The sequence below is a fragment of the Moraxella tarda genome (assembly GCF_035181405.1).
Taxonomy (GTDB): Bacteria; Pseudomonadota; Gammaproteobacteria; order Pseudomonadales; family Moraxellaceae; genus Moraxella.
This window is the reverse complement of record NZ_JAYGGV010000008.1, coordinates 46,921-64,506: the sequence shown is the minus strand read 5'-3', so window position 1 is coordinate 64,506 and position 17,586 is coordinate 46,921. Positions and strand designations below refer to the sequence as shown.

Sequence of the window (17,586 nt, the reverse complement as noted above, 5' to 3'; positions counted from 1 at the left end):
TCGAAGGGTGGCGGAAAACCGTTATGGTTCGACAAGTTCACCACGAACGGTTTTCCTTATTTCAAGGTTTCGCAGGAAGTCTAATGTTTTAGATGGTGCTTTAACCATCTAAGACGACACTTTGGCCATTTTTTAGCCATCTTGGTTGCCATCTCTTAGCCCAAACAAGGCCGTCCCCACACGCACGATGCCAGCACCGCACGCCACCGCCTGTGCCATGTCGCCACTCATGCCCATAGACAGCGTATCCCAATACGCCAGCTTACGCACCGCCCCAACCTCATCAAACAAAGACCTAGCACGCACAAAGGCATTATCGCTGTCTTTGGCAGGGATAATCATGATGCCCCTAAGACGCAAATTGGCCAAATCTTTGATCTCATCAACCAACGCCAAAAGCTGACTGGGCGGTATGCCAGATTTGCTATGTTCGTCATCAATATTCACTTGAATCAGCACATTAAGCGGTGCCATATCGCCACGCTGCTCACTCAATCTTTTGGCGATGATGCCTCGCTCTATGGTATGCACCCAATCAAAATGAGTGGCGATGTCACGCGTTTTGTTACGCTGAATGCTGCCAATATAATGCCACACGATTGGCAGATCAGACAACAAAGCCTGCTTGGCCAGTGCCTCTTGCAGATAGTTTTCACCAAAATCAGCCTGCCCCAGCCCAAACAGCTCACGAATGTCGCTGGCGGGCTTGGTTTTGGACACCGCCAATAGCCTTGCCTCATGATCAAAATCTGCACACTGATTGGCCAAAGCCAAATCCTGCATGACTTTTTGGTAATTTTGGGCAAGTTGTAGGTTTTGCAAACTTTGAGAGCTTTGCACAAGCGGTTGTGTCGTCATAAATGATCACCTAAAATACACATAAAAAAACAAAAAACATCAGCCAAAGTTTTAAAGTCCTGTCATTTGGCTTTTTGTTGATTCAGATTTGGTTAATTTGGTTAATTTTATCACAAATCGCCCAAGCATATTTGGCAAATCAAAAAACAGCCAACAACCACTCAACAAAAAGTTGATAAAAAATTTGGCAAGCTCATCAAAAAATGCTTTAATAGACTTCCTGCAAAACCCCAAAGTTAAGGAAAACCGCTCAAAGTGAGCTTGTCGAACCATAACGGTTTTCCGCTACCCTTCGACTTAGCTCAGGGCGAACGGAAAACCTAGTATTGCAGGAAGTCTAATACACCACCACACAACAATCCAAAAACAACCTACAAACCAAAAAACCATGACCACGCTCAATCTACACGCCCTGCTTGCCTATGCCAAACAAATGAACGCCTCTGATGTCCATTTGTCTGCTGGCGAGGCGGTGCGTTTACGCATTGATGGCAAGATGACAGCCATTGAAACTACACCCCTAGATGACGCCGATGTCAAACACCTCATCAAAAGCATCGTTGATGATGAGGTGTTTGATGAGATTTTAACCAACAAACAAAAAGATTTTTGTTTTCAAATCAAGGGATTATGCCGATTTCGTGCCAATGTTTTTCAGCAAAATCGTGGTCTGTCGGCAGTTTTTCGGCTCATACCCAATCAACTACTAAACCTTGATGAGTTAAAATCTGGCGACACCCTAAAAAGGATATGCCAGCTCACTCATGGGCTTGTTTTGGTAACAGGGGCAACAGGCTCTGGCAAATCCACCACACTATCGTCGATGATTGATCACATCAACAGCACGCGTGCTGTGCATATTTTGACCATAGAAGACCCCATAGAGTTCATACACACCTCAAAAACCGCCCTCATCAATCAGCGTGAAATCCACCGTGATGCACACAGCTTTGACGATGCCCTACACGCCGCCATGCGTGAGGACCCTGATGTCATTTTGATCGGTGAGTTGCGAGATTTGACCAGCATTCGCTTGGCCTTGCGTGCAGCAGAAACAGGGCATTTGGTACTGGCGACACTGCACACCAACAGTGCCGCCAAAGCGATAGACCGCATCATCGATGTCTTTGATTCGCACGAAAAAAACATGATTCGCACCATGCTCTCAGAATCTTTGCAAGCCGTCATCGCCCAGACGCTATTACCAAAAATCGGTGGTGGACGCATTGCCGCCTTTGAGATCATGATTGCCACGCCTGCCATCGCCAATCTGATTCGTGAAAACAAAGTCGCCCAGATGTACTCTGCCATTCAGACAGGTGCGGCCTCTGGCATGATCAGTCTTGATGGCAGTCTAAAACAGCTGATAGAACAAGGACTCATCACCACAGACACCGCCAGACTGACCGCCAAAGAACCAACAAATTTTTAAGATTGTTAAGATTTTAAAAAATTTTAAAAAGTGGCTTTCAAAATGGTTTAAATGGTTTAAATGGTTTAAAAAAAATTCATAAGCGAATAAAAAACACAGCTTGAATCAGCCGTTAAAAAAACCGTCCACTTTGATGATCAGATTGCCAAATCATCAAAGTGGACGGTTTTACCAAAAAAATCACGAAGCCTATCAGCTCATCAGCTTATTAAAGCACGGCCCAACTCAGTTTCAATCAAGGTTTCAATCAAGGTTTCAATCAAGCCCAAACAAAACCCAAACAATGAAGCTTACTTAAGCCTCCCTTAAACCTCCAAGGTTTTTTGGCATTCCTCATCATCACACACGCCATGCAGTACCAAAGAATGTGCCGACAACTTAAAGCCATGTGCCTTTGCCACCTTGATTTGCTCTTCTTCAATTGCCTGATTGTTAAATTCTACAATTTTTCCACACACATCACACACCAGATGGTCATGATGGTCTTCTTGGACAATCTCAAACACAGACAGATTGTTTTCAAAGTTATGTCGCTCAACAATGCCTGCTTGCTCAAACTGCGTCAAAACACGATACACCGTAGCCAGCCCCACATCTTCGCCCTGTGCTGCCAATGCACGATACACATCTTCGGCACTCATGTGGTGATGCTCTGCCGTATCCAACAATTCCAAAATCTTAATGCGTGGCAATGTTACTTTTAGCCCCGCCTTACGCAAATCTTTATTGGTAAATGCCATGATATCCACCCTCATTTTAGTATATTAAGTTAGCAATGTATTTTCAGTAATGTATTTAGCTTGGCGATTTGCTATGATTGATTTTATCAATGATCATCACCCTTGCAATTATCATCTGATAATCAATTGCAATTTAGCCATACTTTATCATATTTTCACCAAAATTACACCAAAAAAAATATTCATACACCCCACAAAATAATCAATCTTTATAATATGAACAATCAATCTTTACCAAACCGCCCTTCATCAAGCCGACACCAGTACAAAAAACTTGCATATTTGATGACTTGCGTTTAATATGTTAGCAATTTTTTTATTCAGACTTATTTGAGCAATCATCATGAAAAAACTTCTAGCGACTGCCTTGTTGATGTCCATCACCGCACTCTCTGGCTGCAATATTTTTCGCGTTTATACCATTGACCTGCCACAGGGCACGCCCATCACCGCCCAGCAGGCGGCTGCATTGCAGATTGGCATGACAGCCAACCAAGTGCTGTATTTTGTTGGTAGCCCTGCCATACAAGACACCCTAAACCCAAACCGCTGGGACTATCTGTATGACTATACCGCAGGCACAGACGGCAAACGCAAAGGCCAAACCAACATCAAAAACGCCAGCCAACGCATGAGCGTATATTTTGACAACGGCCGTGTGGTTCGCATTGACGGCAGAGAAACCCTGCCTCAGCAGAAGTAACCCATACCAACGCCTTGTATGCAACAATCATTCATGCAATCACAATAAATATTCATCAAGCATTCATCAAAAGTATGCATAAAAAATATGTCTGTCAAAAGTGCATTTTGGCAGACATAGATTTTGATGGGCTTAGATTTTGGCAGACCTAGATTTTAGGTGCGATTTGGATTTTTGTTTACGCCTTGTCATTGGGTCGTAGGACAAGGCACGATAAATCTCTATGCGGTCGCCATCACACAGCACAGCGTCTAGGCGTTTTTTTTGACTATAAATCCCAACATACCACGCCTGATGATTTGGCTCAGCTTGGGCGTGGCTTTCGCACCATTGGGCAAATTCTTGCAATACAGCCAACTTAAGCCAGCCACTCAATGCCAATGCCTGATGAATGCTAGACCCTGCAGGTACGCTCATTTCAGCATACAGTTGGCCACCGTCTTTATCCACATGACTTAGGGCGATGTCTATCATGCCAGCCATTCTGCCACCAAGCCAATCATCGCCATCACAAGTGCAATAGGCACAACGATACGCACCAAAATCCGCCAGATGTTATAGCGAGTCTCGTTGCCAAAGTTTAGTGCCTTTCTTAGGTGGCTAATTTTCATCACAAAACCCACAAAAACTGCCAACACCAAGACCGTAACCACACCAAGTACAGACAGCAGTATCGTCAACACACCAGATGGCAACAGCCCAAATACCACCCCAAGCACCAACAAAACTGTACCACCAATCATCACACCAAAGCGAGACATCAGCTGACTGCCTGCATAAAACAACAAAAACGCTGCCACGCCCAGCATACCCGCACCAGCCACCGCAAAAGAGATTGGTGTTATCATCGCACTACCCGCCAATAGTGCCAACGCACCAAAAATCAGCTGCGTCAGCCAAATCGGTACAATCATGCCAGACATTGATTTATTCAGTTGGCCCAGCTGAGCGGTGATGCCAACACTGCCAAACCAGTACAGACCAGTACCCACACCCACCGACAGCAATGCCAACAGCACCGCACGCCCCCATTCGCCAAGCGTCATGTCCGTCATGACAGGGACACTGACACCGCTGGTCAGACCACCATCAAACAAAGCAATCAGCGAACCTGCCAAAATCAGCAACAAAGCTATGGGCAGTAGGCGTGATTTTAATAAACTTAATATCAGCACAACAACCATCAGGGCCACACTCATGCCAAAAGTTGGCACGGCCAAAGCCTGATGAAGCTCTGGCATATAAGTGGCCAATCCTACCGCCACACGCGAGGTGATGCTGGCGGCAATCATCACACACAAGACCACCGACAACCCTGCAAAGATACGCCACGCCACAGACGAATCAGCCTCACGAGTGAGTTTTTGCATACCTTGCCACGGCATTTGAGCACTACGAACCGACAATGCAAACTCAGCAAACAAAATCGGCAAACCAATCAGCACCATCGCCACCAACCACATCACCCAAAAATCCAGCTCTCTTGCCATATTGGGTGCTAATTGCGGTGCAAATAACAATGGCAAGGCACACGCCACAAAGAACACAGTCTGTCTATGAAACATATCTTTACCTTCTTAGAATGAATGCCTTATTGTATCACAAAACCACCAAAGACACAGACAACAAAAAAAACCCCAGTTGGGGCTTTTTGTAGGGGGTTATGCCATGATGTTTCTAATCAAGCTCTTGTACAGCAGTGCATGAGGGTTAGATTACAACCTTTTGCACAACTGCTTTTTTTTGTATGGCTTTTTGTATCACTGTCTTTGCACACTTTGTACAGATTTTACGCAGATTTCTTTGTACTTTTGTTTTCTTTGTACTTTTGTATGGGCATTCAACAACCACATTTTAAATTTACCCAGTGGGTTGTTTAACACAGCCGTTGTCTTAACAACAGCCAAGTGGCTCATGCGGTTTGGTCATGTACCACTTAAACACCCCAAAAATACAATAAGCTTTATACAATCATACAGTTAATATAAAGTATGTTAATCTATAGTATACAGTCAGCCTAAGTGATCAGCCCAATAAAAAAATACAATCAATGCACTGCTGATAAAAATTCTGATAAGATTTTAATGTCTTTATCAGACAGCTTAGCAGCGACCATCTGCATCATGCCTTTTTCGCCTTTTTTAGCGGCATCATTGGTACGCACCTCGCCATCAGTAGCAACTTCATCTTCACGCCCTGCAGCACGGAACAGCTTTAGCTGAGTGGCCAAATAAGTGGCGTGCTGACCGCCTAGGCGTGGAAAGGCCGCCCATGCGTTGCCAGAGCCTTTAGGGTCATGACAGCCTGCACAAGGAATGACCCCACGGGTCTTGTCCCCGCCCAAGTACAGCTTTTGTGCTTCGGCATAGGTTGCTTTGTTGCCATAGCCTGGCGTCCAAGGTGCTTGGCTGGCATAATAACCTGCCACATTGGCCAAATCTTGTTGGGTCAGACCCACAAGCTGAGCTTCCATCACGCCATTACGACGCGCTTTGTTTTTAAAATCGACCAACTGTTTGTACAGATATTTGATATTCTGGCCGCCCAGATTTGGCTGTGCTGGTGCAATGCTCACACCATCAACGCCATGGCAGGCACCACAGTTGGCATCAACGATTTTTTTACCTGCTTCAATGTCATAGCTTGGCACGGTAACAATGGCGGTGGCGGTCATACTGGCAATACCAAAGCCCATAGCAAGGACAAGTTTGGCAAGAATGGCTTTATTTGCAGGTTTCATAACAATTTCCTACTAACTTACTGGGAGCGACCCCAAGTCTTGGGTTTTGTTGAAAATAACTCAATAAAAAACGAAATTTGCTTTTGGCAACGGATAAAAAAATAGCCACACCAAAAATAATTGCTATTATAGCAAGACTTCGCCAAATTTTCCTACAAAAATTGTGGTTTTGGTAACATTTTTTTTAAAAAAATCTGTTTTTTCTTAAAATCGTGAAAAAAACCGCCCAAATCATCGCTTTTTTTAACCCACTTTGACCAATCTGCCAAAATCATTCTATGGTTTGAGCTGTTTATGTCATCATATTTACAAAAAAAATAAAAAATGAATGTTACTCATTAAAATGTTACTCATTAAACAGTGTTGTCAAATAGTATCAAGGCAGCAATTTTGTTGACTATGCTGTACTTTAAAGCCATTAAAATTAAATCACCAATCCTACAATCTTCGTACAATCCCCCTACCCCCTACAATCCTTGGCGGATTTGTATCATCTACCATCTAAAAAAATCATCTCAAAACCATTTATTATCGCTATTTTTTGCCTTTCATGGTACACTACTTTTAACACATGATATGATCAGCTTTATTTTTAAAATTTTAACAAATACACAACATGAATACCACCGACTATCAAAAAATCATCCGCCAAACCGCTTTTACTCTATCTGCACCTACGCTAAAACTCTGCCCTGAAGACACAGGTTTTGAGGTGGCGTTTGCAGGCCGTTCTAATGCTGGCAAGTCCTCTGCCATCAACACCATCACCCACCAAAAACAGCTTGCTCGCTCATCAAAAACCCCAGGGCGGACACAGATGATCAACTTTTTTAATGTCGGCTCACCAGACAGTCGTATCGTGGATTTGCCTGGCTATGGCTATGCTCAGGTGCCAGAGGCGATGAAAATCAAATGGCAAAAAGAGCTAGAAAATTATCTGGTCAATCGCCAAAGCCTGATGGGCTTGATTTTGCTCACCGACATTCGCCACCCCCTAAAATATTTTGATGAGCAGATGCTTCATTGGGCAAAAGATGGTGGATTGCCCGTTCATGTCCTTTTAACAAAAGCGGACAAGCTAAAGCGTGGTGCCCAAAAAACCGCTCTGCTACAAACCAAAAAACAGCTTCAAGCATTAGAGCTACCTTTTTCTATCCAGCTTTTTTCTGCTCTTAATAAACAAGGACTTGATGAGCTTGCTGATGTTTTGGGTGATTGGCTACATTTGGGCAAAAACCCAAGCACTGATGAGCATTTAGATCATGATGAGTCACACAATGAACCATCAACGCAAGATTTGAGCTAAATTGGCAAACTAGCCAAGATAGGCTAAATAAAATTAGGTAGGCTAAGTCAATGGTAGCTTTCTTAATGCCAAAGCAAGCATCGGCCTGCCATTCATATTTTAAAGCCAAAAAAACTTAAAACCAAAAACTAAAAAAACTGCAAAACTAAAAAAACTGGAAAATCAATGACAGGCATTTTGTATGTTGTTGCCACACCGATTGGCAACCTAAACGACATGACAGCACGAGCGATAGACACTCTAAAAACCGCAGATGTGATAGCGTGCGAAGACACTCGCACCAGTGGCAAATTATTAAGTTTTTTTAACATCTCCACCCCCACCATCGCCTATCATGAGCACAATGCCGACAGCCAAACAGCACGGCTCATCGAACGCTTGCAAAATGGGCAACGCATCGCTCTCATTTCAGACGCTGGCACACCCCTAATCTCTGATCCAGGGTTTAGGCTGGTCAGGGCCTGCCATGAAGTTGGCATACAGACCGTGCCTGTTGTTGGGGCTTGTGCGGTCATCGGTGCTTTATCGGTGGCAGGCTTGCCATCTGATAGGTTTAGCTTTGTTGGATTTTTGCCCGCCAAACAGCATGGGCGAATCGAAACACTAAAAGCCTATCAAAATCGCAGTGAGAGCTTGATTTTTTATGAGGCACCGCATCGCATTGTAGAATGTCTTGGCGACATGATGGCGGTATTTGGTGGTCAGCGTACTGCGACATTATGCCGTGAAATCACCAAAACCTTTGAAACCATCAAAAAACTGCCACTTGGCGAGCTATTGGATTTTGTCAAAAATGATGGCAATCAACAACGAGGCGAGATTGTGCTGGTTGTCGCAGGCAACACCGAGCAGACCGCAGCGACCGATTATGACGATTGGCTACTTGCCCTAAACAAAGAGCTACCACCCAAAAAGGCAAGTGGCGTGGTCGCAGAGGTTTTGGGACTTAAAAAAAGCGTGGTGTATGACAGATTGATTGAGCTGACAAGAGCAAACTAAACAAAGTATAGTAAAAAAGATTTGCAAGAATGAATGATGGGTTGTTTTTTGTCAATCACGCCAGCTGATGGCAGTCAAAAATTGGCATACTTTGGCGAATTTGGCTTTGTTTGTTTTTATCAAATTCACCACAGACAATCAAATAACCTGACTCATCAACCAAGGTTTGCTCACTGTTTGCCATCAGCACGCCATGTGCGTCCACCATCATTGCATGACCCCAAGTCTTACGCACACTGCTACCGATATGATGCTCGCCCCCTTGGGTACTGCCGATCATCATGCATTGACTGTCCAAAGCGCGTGCTTGCAAGAGCATCTGCCAGTGTGCCTTGCCTGTTTGGTGAGTAAAAGCAGCTGGAACACTGATGATGTCTGCACCCATCTGGCGAAGTCGCTGTGCCATCACAGCAAATCTTACATCAAAACAAATCATCATACCCAGATTGACCGTCTTACCTTTGATATTCATGGGCACAACCACCAGTTTGTCGCCTGCTTCAAAGGTCTTGCCCTCATCATAGCTACCTATGCCATCATTGACAGTGGCACGAAACAGATGAATTTTATCATAACGAGCAATTTGCACGCCTTTTGGATCAAAGACAAGGCTGACTTGGCGGTACTTATCCTGCATGGTAGGCGTGCCGTCTGGGCGAATGGCACAAGGCAATGTACCTGCCACAAGATGAACGCCGTGTGTTTTGGCAAGATTGGCCATATGGCTAGCCACTTCATCAAAGCGTTGGGCAAGCTCTGCTTGCCTGCCCATCACACACATATTCTCTGGCAAGATGACCACATCAGCCTGTACAGACGCTTGGGCAACCGCACGGCTAATAATGTCAAGATTTTTATCAATGTCGGTTTGGCTATTAAGCTGAATACTGGCAATGTTAATGGGCATGACAACACCTTTTAAACCTTTTCATTTTCATAAGTTCAAAACACAAATCCAGAACTAACCACCACCAACCGCTTGCACAACCTCGACATTCATACCATCAATGATGACCGCCTCGCCTAGGCGAGATTTTGGCAAAAGTGTGTCATCAACCTCCACGGCAAATCGACCTTCTGTCATGCCAAGTTCACTCAGTAGCTCAAGCAGTGTCCGTTTGTCGGTGGTGTGTTTTTCGCCATTGAGCGTAATGTTTTTCATGCTTTTCATGTCATTCATTTCATATTATTCATGTAATCAGATCAACCAACTAACCAGATAAAATTGCTTTGGTCAATTTAGCATTTTGGTTTTATCATCATTTTGGCTGATTTTGAATGAAATCCAACCTGCCAGTCAGCCCCTAAGAACGCTTGGGTTAGAACGCTTGGATTTTTTTGAATGATGATATTTTTTTGATACACCAAAAGCAAGACTTAGCCAGCCAAGTATCATCAAAACACCACCAACAGGCGTGATCATGCCCAGCCATTTTGGTGCACCAAGAACGATGGCGTATAGCGTACCACTAAAAATCAGTACACCAAGTTGTAACAGATAGGCAGGCAAATTGACACGATAAGAACCAGCTGCATTTAGCACACCAAGCACAAGCAGACCTAGTGCATGAATGAACAGATAAAGCGTGGCTGTATGCCAAATTTTAAGCTCATACGCCCCCAAATCTGCCAAACCATGAGCACCAAACGCACCAAGCCCCACACCTAACGCCAGATTTAATGCAGCAATTTTTAACCAATTCATGAGCAATGCCTCAAACCACACAAAATTTCATACAAATTTACCAATCTTGTATTAAACAGTCTTTGTATTAAATAGTCTTTGTATTAAATACAAAAAATACAAATATTTTTCACGCATTGGCTTCATGCAAGACAAGCTTAGTACAAAGCCAATCTTTTATCATTCATCTTGTCATTCATCATCAGGGCAAGCGTTTTTTTAGATGTATCTTAACAATTCATGTTGCCGATTTTGCCGATTTTAATCATTTAGTATCGAGCCATCTAAGGTCATGGCTTCACGAATCTTATCCATGGCGTTTTTTTCTATTTGGCGAACACGCTCAGCAGAGATGTTGTACACAGCCGCCAAGTCATGCAGGGTGGATTTTTGGTCAGCAAGCCAGCGTTGTGTGATGATGTCTCGTGAGCGTTCGTCCAGTTCGCCCATCGCTTCTTTTAGGGCGTTTGTCGTATTTTCTTCCCAATCAGCTTCTTCAACCACATCAGCAGGGTCAATGGCATCTTCTAAAAATAGCTGCGGTGCATAGCGGCCATCATCTTCGTCCGAGTCCTGCATCTCAAAAGATGCATCATAGCTCGTCAAACGGCTTTCCATTTCAAGCACTTGCTTGACGGCAACATTCAAATCTTTAGCAATGGCTTCAGCCTCTTCCAAGGTCAGCTGATTGCTTGATTTTTTAAGACTTCTTAGATTAAAAAACAGCTTGCGGTGTGCTTTGGTGGTCGCAACTTTCACGATTCGCCAATTTTTTATGACAAATTCGTGAATCTCTGCCTTAATCCAATGCACAGCAAAGCTCACCAGACGCACACCCTTCGTTGGGTCAAAGCGTTTTACTGCCTTCATTAGGCCCAAATTACCCTCTTGAATCAAGTCAGCCTGCGACAATCCATAGCCTGAATAGCTACGAGCAATATGAATCACAAAACGCAAATGGCTCATGACCAACAAACGAGCCGCCTCAACATCGCCATCATGATAATAGCGTTCGGCAAGCTGTTTTTCTTCTTCAGGAGTCAGAATCGGGATCTGATGCACGGTATTGATATAAGCCCCCAAATTCACCCCTGGTGCTGCCAAGTGTGTTGGCATCGCAGGCACTAGGTCTCGTGTAGCCACCACATAATCAGATGTTCTATCACCATGCTCAATGACAGCGCGCACAGGATTTTTGGCAGGTTTTTCACCATAATCATCGCCATCATCGTCTGATTCATCATAATCCACATCGTCTATGTCATCAATGCCGTCTATACCATCAATCTCATAAAAGCCATCATCAAGCAACGACTCATCTAGCTCACAGTCATCTGCATAACCATCTATATAGTCGCCATCAAAGCTGTCTTGAAAGTCATTATCATAAGCATCAAAATCGTTGCGTTTTTTTGTCATCATTATACTTTAAAAAAATAATCTCAGCTCTATTGTAAGGCTTAATGGCTTTAAACGCTAGCCTTTTTTGTGATGATAAAGTGAAAATAGTTTTCTGCATTGTGCATCTGTGTATTGCTTTGCCAAGTCATGACCTCAAGGCACTGCTTTTGACAAAACATCACCAAATCCTTTTGGGAGTTTTTATCGCTTGCCACCAAATACAGACTCTCGCCATCTGCCACCGCACGCAAGCTGACCTTTGCCTTTAATAATGGCATCGGACAAGGCAGACCACGAGCATCAAAAAACGCAGCAATCACAGCATCTGTCATACATTCATCAAGATGGCTATGAATGAAGGTCATTTCAGCATCACTCAGACACTCTATCAACTTTGGAGCAAGGGTTAAATTTGACATAAAGACTCTTTATCAGATTATTATTAGCTCATTAGTAATCAAAAAATTATGAGTTAAAAATCAAAAAAAAAATTTTTAAAAAACTTGGCTTGATATCTGGGCAAAACCGTATTTTGCAAGGCAATATAAACTAAAAAATCATTAAATAAAAAACAACCAAACCAAAAAAAAATAAATAAAAAAACCCTGCCATCATAGCAAGGTTTTTTATTGCAGGGGGTTTGATAGCATCAGTCATTAATAAAGTCAGGCGGTCAAGGCTTTTTTAACCAAGGCTGAAATCACCGCAGGGTCAGCCTGTCCTACAGTCTTTTCTTTGACCGCATTCATCACACGACCCATGTCCTTCATGCCTGCTGCACCCAACTGCTCGATGGTGCTGGCAACAATTTTGGCAAGTTCATCATCAGACAGCTGTTCTGGCAAAAACTGGCCAATCACATCAATCTCAAACTGCTCTTTTTGTGCCAGATCCTCACGACCATTAGCGGTATAAATACCCAAAGACTCTTGGCGTTGCTTGATTTGTTTTTGCAAAATTGCCAGCACTTGTGCATCATCCAAATCCTGCTGATTGTCAATCTCTATTTGCTTAATCGCTGCTTGTACATTACGCAAAACCTTGACTTGTTCCATGTTTTTGGCTTTCATGGCGGTTTTAACAGCATCAGTGATGGTGGTTTTTAAGGTCATGGTTTACTCCGATTTGGTGGGTTGATGTATCATTATATCGTTTTTTGTCAGCAAAATAAATCGGGTGCGTAGCATCATTTGACAGCAATGATACAAATTTTGGCATCACCAACCCATCTTATTGACCCATCTTATTTTTGACAAAACCAATCAATACAGGCAAAGCGGTAAACACAATAATCCCAACAATCACATAGGTAAAATTATCTTTAATGACAGGCTGATTGCCAAAGAAAAAACCCAGTAAAATAAAAGACGCCGTCCAGCAAAATCCACCAATGGCATTATAAACAAAAAATCTTTGATAATTCATGCCACTCACCCCAGCCACAAAAGGGGTAAAAGTACGCACAAAAGGCAAAAAGCGAGCAAAGATGACCGTCTTGCCACCATACTCATCAAAAAAACTTTTGGCTTTTAGTAGGTGTTGTTGGTTGATGAATCGATAATTTTTATCAAAAACTTTTGGACCGATGTATGCACCAACATGATAATTTAAAGCGTCTCCAAGCACAGCAGCGATGAATAGCAATGCGATGAGTAAAGATGGGTCTAGTGCACCTGTTACCGCTGCCAACGCCCCTGCTGCAAACAACAGACTATCACCTGGCAAAAATGGCATGACTACAAACCCCGTCTCAACAAAGATGATCAAAAATAAAATGCCATAAATCCACAAGCCATAATCCATCAAGAACTCTGCCAAATGTATGTCAATATGTAAAATAAAATCAATGAATTGTAAGATGATGTCCATGACTTTTTGCCCGATGTATCCAACTTAAAAACCAATCATCTTAGCAAACTTTGCAGCTGATCACAAGACGGCATCACACAATAAATAATTGATAGATTGATGGCAACACCCATGTTAGGCACACCAGCATTGGTCATCAACACAAGCCAACACCAATATCAATACGACAAAACTTAAAACCATGATAAAAATAACAAAATACCAATCGTGATACAAGCATCAAACCACTTTTTAAGCCAAAGATTGTCAACCTCATGTTTTAAATCTTGTGCTAAAATAATGCCATGCTTTCATTATCCATCATCATAGCTTAATCACAGCTTAATCACAGCTTAATCACAGCTTAATCACAGCTTAGATTGACATACTAGGATCATCATACTGGATTATCATGCTAGAAATTCGCCATCTACAAATGCTCTCTGCCCTTTTTCGTCATGGTTCACTTGCTGCGACTGCCGACGAACTCAACCTCACCGCATCCGCCATCTCGCACCAATTAAAAGAACTAGAAAATTACTACGACATTACACTGGTCAATCGCCGTACACGCCCAATCACTTTTACGCCAGCAGGTAAGCTGGTGCTACAACTTGCCGACAATGTCCTACCACAAGTCGCACGCACCAAATCTGACATCAAACGCCTTGCACATGGACAAGCAGGACGGCTACGCTTGGCAAGTGAATGCCATAGTTGCTTTGATTGGCTCATGCCGATTTTGAATGCTTATCGACATGAATACAGCGATGTGGAGCTGGATTTTGCCACAGGTTTTGAACCCGAGCCACATCAAATGCTCATTGATGGCGACATCGACCTACTGATCACAACAAGCAACTTGCCAATTGATGGCATCAGCTATCAGCCATTATTTACCTACGAAAGCCGTCTGGTCATGTCGCCTGCACATCGTTTGGCAAGCCAGTCTGCCATCAGCCCTAATGATTTATCCGATGAAACACTCATCGCTTACCCTGTTGAACAAGAACGCTTGGACATCATTGCCAAATTTCTAAGTCCAGCTGGCATCACACCCAAACAAATGCGTACCACAGAGCTGACCGCCATGCTCATTCAGCTGGTGGCAAGCGAAAGAGGCGTTGCCGCCTTGCCCGACTGGGTGGCAAGTGACTATGAAAAAAAAGGCTGGGTGGTGAGTCGCACACTTGGAGATGGGGTATACTGTCAGCTACACGCCGCCATACGCACAAGCAGTCTTAAAACGACATACATGAAAGGTTTTTTGGCATTGCTTGATGGCATCATCAAACCCTAATCAAGACAAAATTGCCAGCTGATGATTCATTTGATATGGTATCATTTTTTAAATAAATGATTATCATCATTTTATTCTACAAACAAAATAGTTGCCATCATTCTTTAAATGTTATAATAGACAAGCAATAAATGGAATCATTGTAAAATGTAAAATGCAGTAAGTGCCACTAGAACATGGGCAAGCACACAAATACCCAACACCCTCACTGGCTCTTACCATCAAGTTTTATGTTAGATTTTTTAAATAACATTGCCACATTCATCAAATTTTACGAAACAATAAATTGGAGTTTTCATGAGTAAATCTACCATCATCTACACTTATACAGATGAAGCCCCTGCCCTAGCCACCCACTCTTTACTACCCATCGTTCAAGCCTTTACCAAAAGCTCTGATATCGACTTCATCACCAGCGACATTTCTTTGGCTGCTCGTGTTTTATCACAGTTTCCTGAATATCTCAGCGAAAACCAGCGTCAAGAGGACTCTTTGGCCAAGCTTGGCGAACTGGTTAAACGGCCTGATGCCAATGTCATCAAACTGCCCAACATTTCAGCCTCAATGCCACAGTTGCTTGCCACCATCAAAGAATTGCAAGACAACGGCTACAATGTGCCAGATTACCCAAGCGACACCAGCACTACAGAGCTACAAGAAATCCAAGCTCGCTACGATCGTGTCAAAGGCTCGGCAGTCAACCCTGTATTGCGTGAAGGCAATTCTGATCGCCGTGCACCAAAAGCGGTGAAAAATTTTGCCAAAAAATTCCCGCATTCAATGGGCGCTTGGAGCAATGACTCCAAAACTCATGTCGCCACCATGTCAAGCAACGACTTTTTTCATAATGAAAAATCATTCACCACCGACCATGCAACCAATGTAAGCCTAGTCTTTACTGACAACACAGGCACACGCACCGAACTTCGTAAACCAGTTGCCCTACAAGCCGGCGAAGTATTTGATGCGACCGTCATGAATAAAGATGCCTTGATTTCATTCCTAAAAAATGAAATCAAGGACGCCAAAGATAAAGGCGTATTGTTTAGCCTACACATGAAAGCCACCATGATGAAAGTCTCCGACCCCATCATTTTTGGTCATGCTGTACAAGCCTTCTTTGCACCAGTATTTGAAAGATACAATAAAGAGCTGAGCAACGCTGGCGTGAATGTCAATAACGGCTTAGGTAATCTATTTGCCAACCTTGATAAGCTGGACACCGACACACGCACCAATGTAGAAACATTGATTGCAAAATCATACTACGAAGGTCCTGCATTGGCTATGGTGGACTCCGATAAAGGCATTACCAATCTTCATGTACCAAGCGACATCATCATTGATGCTTCTGTTCCTGCGATGATTCGCACCTCTGGCCGTATGTGGAACGCCAAAGGTGAGCTACAAGACACAAAAATTACCATTCCAGACAGTACTTATGCTCCGCTATACGATACCGTTGTCAGATTTTGCAAAGAACACGGTGCATTTGACCCAACCACGATGGGCACTGTGCCAAATGTGGGCTTGATGGCTCAAAAAGCTGAAGAATACGGCTCACACGACAAAACCTTTGAAATTCCTGCCGATGGTAAAGTAGAGGTCATTGATGATGCTGGCAATGTCTTGTTATCGCATACTGTACAAGCTGGCGATATCTGGCGTGCCTGCCAAACCAAAGACGCACCAATCAAAGACTGGGTGCAACTTGCCGTCAACCGAGCCAGATTGTCTGACACGCCTGCCATATTCTGGCTAGACGAAAAGCGTGCACATGATGCTGAGTTGATTAAAAAAGTCAAGACTTATCTTGGCGAGCTTGATACCACAGGTCTAGATATTCGCATTCTGTCCATCGCTGATGCCACCCAGCTGACCCTTGAACGCCTAAAAAATGGGCAAGATACCATCAGTGTTACAGGCAATGTACTGCGTGACTACCTAACCGACCTATTCCCAATTCTAGAACTTGGCACATCGGCTAAAATGCTCTCTATCGTACCCCTAATGAACGGAGGCGGTATGTTTGAGACTGGTGCAGGCGGTTCAGCTCCTAAACATGTACAGCAGTTTAATGAAGAAAACCATCTGCGTTGGGACAGTCTGGGTGAGTTTTTGGCATTGGCAGTATCATTAGAACACACCGCCCAAAAAACAGGTAACGCCAAAGCACAAGTATTGGCCGATACGCTAGATACCGCAACCGAAAAACTACTACTCAATGACAAATCGCCAAAACGCAAAGCAGGTGAGCTTGATAACCGTGGCAGCCACTACTACCTAGCCAAATACTGGGCAGAGGCATTGGCAACTCAAAGTGCTGACGCAAGTCTTGCGGCAGAATTTACGCCAATCGCTAAGGCCTTGGCAGACAACGAAGATGCCATCATCAACGAACTAAACAGTGTTCAAGGTGCAGCGGTAACCACCAATGGCTACTACGCCGCCAACCGTGAACTGCTGAGTGCTGCGATGCGTCCAAGTGCAACATTCAATAATATCATCTCTCAGTTATGATGATTTAAACTCAAAAAAATGCCATCGCTTAGGTGGTATTTTTTATATTGTTAGC

General features: G+C 43.5%; 18 protein-coding genes. 6 read left to right on the top strand and 12 right to left on the bottom strand.

The genetic code is table 11. The features are described 5' to 3' along the window. Positions 1-132 precede the first annotated feature (132 nt). Entirely contained in the window at positions 133-858 is a 726-nt protein-coding gene (locus U9670_RS08500) for a YggS family pyridoxal phosphate-dependent enzyme (protein ID WP_416381525.1), read from the bottom strand. A 388-nt stretch (positions 859-1,246) separates the two neighbouring features. Between U9670_RS08500 and U9670_RS08495 the strand changes: the two genes are divergently transcribed. Further along, entirely contained in the window at positions 1,247-2,290 is a 1,044-nt protein-coding gene (locus U9670_RS08495; protein ID WP_323842431.1) for a type IV pilus twitching motility protein PilT, read from the top strand. A gap of 305 nt (positions 2,291-2,595) precedes the next feature. Here the strand turns inward: U9670_RS08495 and fur are convergent, their stop codons facing one another. Beyond that, positions 2,596-3,030, bottom strand: coding sequence for a ferric iron uptake transcriptional regulator (fur, locus tag U9670_RS08490; protein WP_323842430.1), 435 nt, complete (start codon positions 3,028-3,030; stop codon positions 2,596-2,598). Between the two features lie 343 nt (positions 3,031-3,373). Between fur and U9670_RS08485 the strand changes: the two genes are divergently transcribed. Then, the gene (locus U9670_RS08485) at positions 3,374-3,733 is read left to right on the top strand and encodes an outer membrane protein assembly factor BamE (RefSeq protein WP_323842429.1); all 360 of its coding nucleotides are present in this window, start codon (positions 3,374-3,376) and stop codon (positions 3,731-3,733) included. A gap of 132 nt (positions 3,734-3,865) precedes the next feature. On the opposite strand, the gene U9670_RS08480 is transcribed toward U9670_RS08485, so the two are convergent. From U9670_RS08480 to U9670_RS08470, 3 genes are all read right to left on the bottom strand, one after another. Further along, on the bottom strand, positions 3,866-4,216 hold the full coding sequence (locus tag U9670_RS08480) for an RnfH family protein (RefSeq protein WP_323842428.1): 351 nt from the start codon (positions 4,214-4,216) through the stop codon (positions 3,866-3,868). After that, positions 4,204-5,298, bottom strand: a complete 1,095-nt coding sequence (locus tag U9670_RS08475) for a hypothetical protein (RefSeq protein WP_323842427.1) — start codon at positions 5,296-5,298, stop codon at positions 4,204-4,206. Before U9670_RS08475 ends, U9670_RS08480 begins: the two co-directional genes overlap by 13 nt. 482 nt (positions 5,299-5,780) lie before the next feature. Beyond that, complete coding sequence (locus U9670_RS08470) at positions 5,781-6,473, bottom strand: c-type cytochrome (protein ID WP_323842426.1); 693 nt, start codon at positions 6,471-6,473, stop codon at positions 5,781-5,783. Positions 6,474-7,089: 616 nt separating this feature from the next. Here U9670_RS08470 and yihA point away from each other — a divergent pair. Then, complete coding sequence (gene yihA / locus U9670_RS08465) at positions 7,090-7,779, top strand: ribosome biogenesis GTP-binding protein YihA/YsxC (protein WP_323842425.1); 690 nt, start codon at positions 7,090-7,092, stop codon at positions 7,777-7,779. Positions 7,780-7,944: 165 nt separating this feature from the next. Continuing rightward, positions 7,945-8,778 carry a 16S rRNA (cytidine(1402)-2'-O)-methyltransferase gene (gene rsmI / locus U9670_RS08460; RefSeq protein ID WP_323842424.1) on the top strand — a complete coding sequence of 278 codons (834 nt, stop codon included), beginning with the start codon at positions 7,945-7,947 and terminating at the stop codon, positions 8,776-8,778. Between the two features lie 55 nt (positions 8,779-8,833). Here rsmI and U9670_RS08455 read toward each other — a convergent pair whose 3' ends face one another. The 7 genes from U9670_RS08455 to U9670_RS08425 all read right to left on the bottom strand — a co-directional run bounded on the left by U9670_RS08455 (position 8,834) and on the right by U9670_RS08425 (position 13,732). Next, complete coding sequence (locus U9670_RS08455; RefSeq protein WP_323842423.1) at positions 8,834-9,685, bottom strand: nitrilase-related carbon-nitrogen hydrolase; 852 nt, start codon at positions 9,683-9,685, stop codon at positions 8,834-8,836. 54 nt (positions 9,686-9,739) lie between these two features. Continuing rightward, complete coding sequence (gene thiS, locus U9670_RS08450) at positions 9,740-9,949, bottom strand: sulfur carrier protein ThiS (RefSeq protein ID WP_323842422.1); 210 nt, start codon at positions 9,947-9,949, stop codon at positions 9,740-9,742. 126 nt (positions 9,950-10,075) lie between these two features. Continuing rightward, a complete protein-coding gene (locus tag U9670_RS08445; protein ID WP_323842421.1) occupies positions 10,076-10,483 on the bottom strand; it encodes a DUF423 domain-containing protein in 408 nt (135 codons plus the stop codon). A 240-nt stretch (positions 10,484-10,723) separates the two neighbouring features. Beyond that, positions 10,724-11,578 (bottom strand): RNA polymerase sigma factor RpoH, encoded by an 855-nt coding sequence (rpoH, locus tag U9670_RS08440; RefSeq protein ID WP_323842441.1) that lies wholly within the window; start codon positions 11,576-11,578, stop codon positions 10,724-10,726. A 353-nt stretch (positions 11,579-11,931) separates the two neighbouring features. Continuing rightward, on the bottom strand, positions 11,932-12,282 hold the full coding sequence (locus U9670_RS08435; protein ID WP_323842420.1) for a sulfurtransferase TusA family protein: 351 nt from the start codon (positions 12,280-12,282) through the stop codon (positions 11,932-11,934). Positions 12,283-12,528: 246 nt separating this feature from the next. Continuing rightward, a complete protein-coding gene (locus tag U9670_RS08430; protein ID WP_323842419.1) occupies positions 12,529-12,975 on the bottom strand; it encodes a GatB/YqeY domain-containing protein in 447 nt (148 codons plus the stop codon). Between the two features lie 118 nt (positions 12,976-13,093). Further along, complete coding sequence (locus U9670_RS08425) at positions 13,094-13,732, bottom strand: DedA family protein (RefSeq protein WP_323842418.1); 639 nt, start codon at positions 13,730-13,732, stop codon at positions 13,094-13,096. Between the two features lie 391 nt (positions 13,733-14,123). Here U9670_RS08425 and U9670_RS08420 point away from each other — a divergent pair, with 391 nt between their 5' ends. Beyond that, positions 14,124-15,011, top strand: coding sequence for a LysR family transcriptional regulator (locus U9670_RS08420; protein ID WP_323842417.1), 888 nt, complete (start codon positions 14,124-14,126; stop codon positions 15,009-15,011). Positions 15,012-15,308: 297 nt separating this feature from the next. Beyond that, on the top strand, positions 15,309-17,531 hold the full coding sequence (locus U9670_RS08415) for an NADP-dependent isocitrate dehydrogenase (RefSeq protein WP_323842416.1): 2,223 nt from the start codon (positions 15,309-15,311) through the stop codon (positions 17,529-17,531). Positions 17,532-17,586: the final 55 nt, after the last annotated feature.

Excerpts from the sequence above, each read along its gene's own strand:
- U9670_RS08455 (WP_323842423.1), bottom strand. The coding sequence starts at position 9,685 with ATGCCCATTAACATTGCCAGTATTCAGCTTAATAGCCAAACCGACATT.
- U9670_RS08475 (WP_323842427.1), bottom strand. The coding sequence starts at position 5,298 with ATGTTTCATAGACAGACTGTGTTCTTTGTGGCGTGTGCCTTGCCATTG.
- U9670_RS08425 (WP_323842418.1), bottom strand. The coding sequence starts at position 13,732 with ATGGACATCATCTTACAATTCATTGATTTTATTTTACATATTGACATA.
- U9670_RS08415 (WP_323842416.1), top strand. The coding sequence starts at position 15,309 with ATGAGTAAATCTACCATCATCTACACTTATACAGATGAAGCCCCTGCC.
- fur (WP_323842430.1), bottom strand. The coding sequence starts at position 3,030 with ATGGCATTTACCAATAAAGATTTGCGTAAGGCGGGGCTAAAAGTAACA.
- U9670_RS08480 (WP_323842428.1), bottom strand. The coding sequence starts at position 4,216 with ATGGCTGGCATGATAGACATCGCCCTAAGTCATGTGGATAAAGACGGT.
- U9670_RS08485 (WP_323842429.1), top strand. The coding sequence starts at position 3,374 with ATGAAAAAACTTCTAGCGACTGCCTTGTTGATGTCCATCACCGCACTC.
- U9670_RS08420 (WP_323842417.1), top strand. The coding sequence starts at position 14,124 with ATGCTAGAAATTCGCCATCTACAAATGCTCTCTGCCCTTTTTCGTCAT.
- U9670_RS08495 (WP_323842431.1), top strand. The coding sequence starts at position 1,247 with ATGACCACGCTCAATCTACACGCCCTGCTTGCCTATGCCAAACAAATG.
- U9670_RS08430 (WP_323842419.1), bottom strand. The coding sequence starts at position 12,975 with ATGACCTTAAAAACCACCATCACTGATGCTGTTAAAACCGCCATGAAA.
- U9670_RS08470 (WP_323842426.1), bottom strand. The coding sequence starts at position 6,473 with ATGAAACCTGCAAATAAAGCCATTCTTGCCAAACTTGTCCTTGCTATG.
- U9670_RS08435 (WP_323842420.1), bottom strand. The coding sequence starts at position 12,282 with ATGTCAAATTTAACCCTTGCTCCAAAGTTGATAGAGTGTCTGAGTGAT.
- U9670_RS08500 (WP_416381525.1), bottom strand. The coding sequence starts at position 858 with ATGACGACACAACCGCTTGTGCAAAGCTCTCAAAGTTTGCAAAACCTA.
- rpoH (WP_323842441.1), bottom strand. The coding sequence starts at position 11,578 with ATGCCAACACACTTGGCAGCACCAGGGGTGAATTTGGGGGCTTATATC.
- U9670_RS08445 (WP_323842421.1), bottom strand. The coding sequence starts at position 10,483 with ATGAATTGGTTAAAAATTGCTGCATTAAATCTGGCGTTAGGTGTGGGG.
- thiS (WP_323842422.1), bottom strand. The coding sequence starts at position 9,949 with ATGAAAAGCATGAAAAACATTACGCTCAATGGCGAAAAACACACCACC.
- yihA (WP_323842425.1), top strand. The coding sequence starts at position 7,090 with ATGAATACCACCGACTATCAAAAAATCATCCGCCAAACCGCTTTTACT.
- rsmI (WP_323842424.1), top strand. The coding sequence starts at position 7,945 with ATGACAGGCATTTTGTATGTTGTTGCCACACCGATTGGCAACCTAAAC.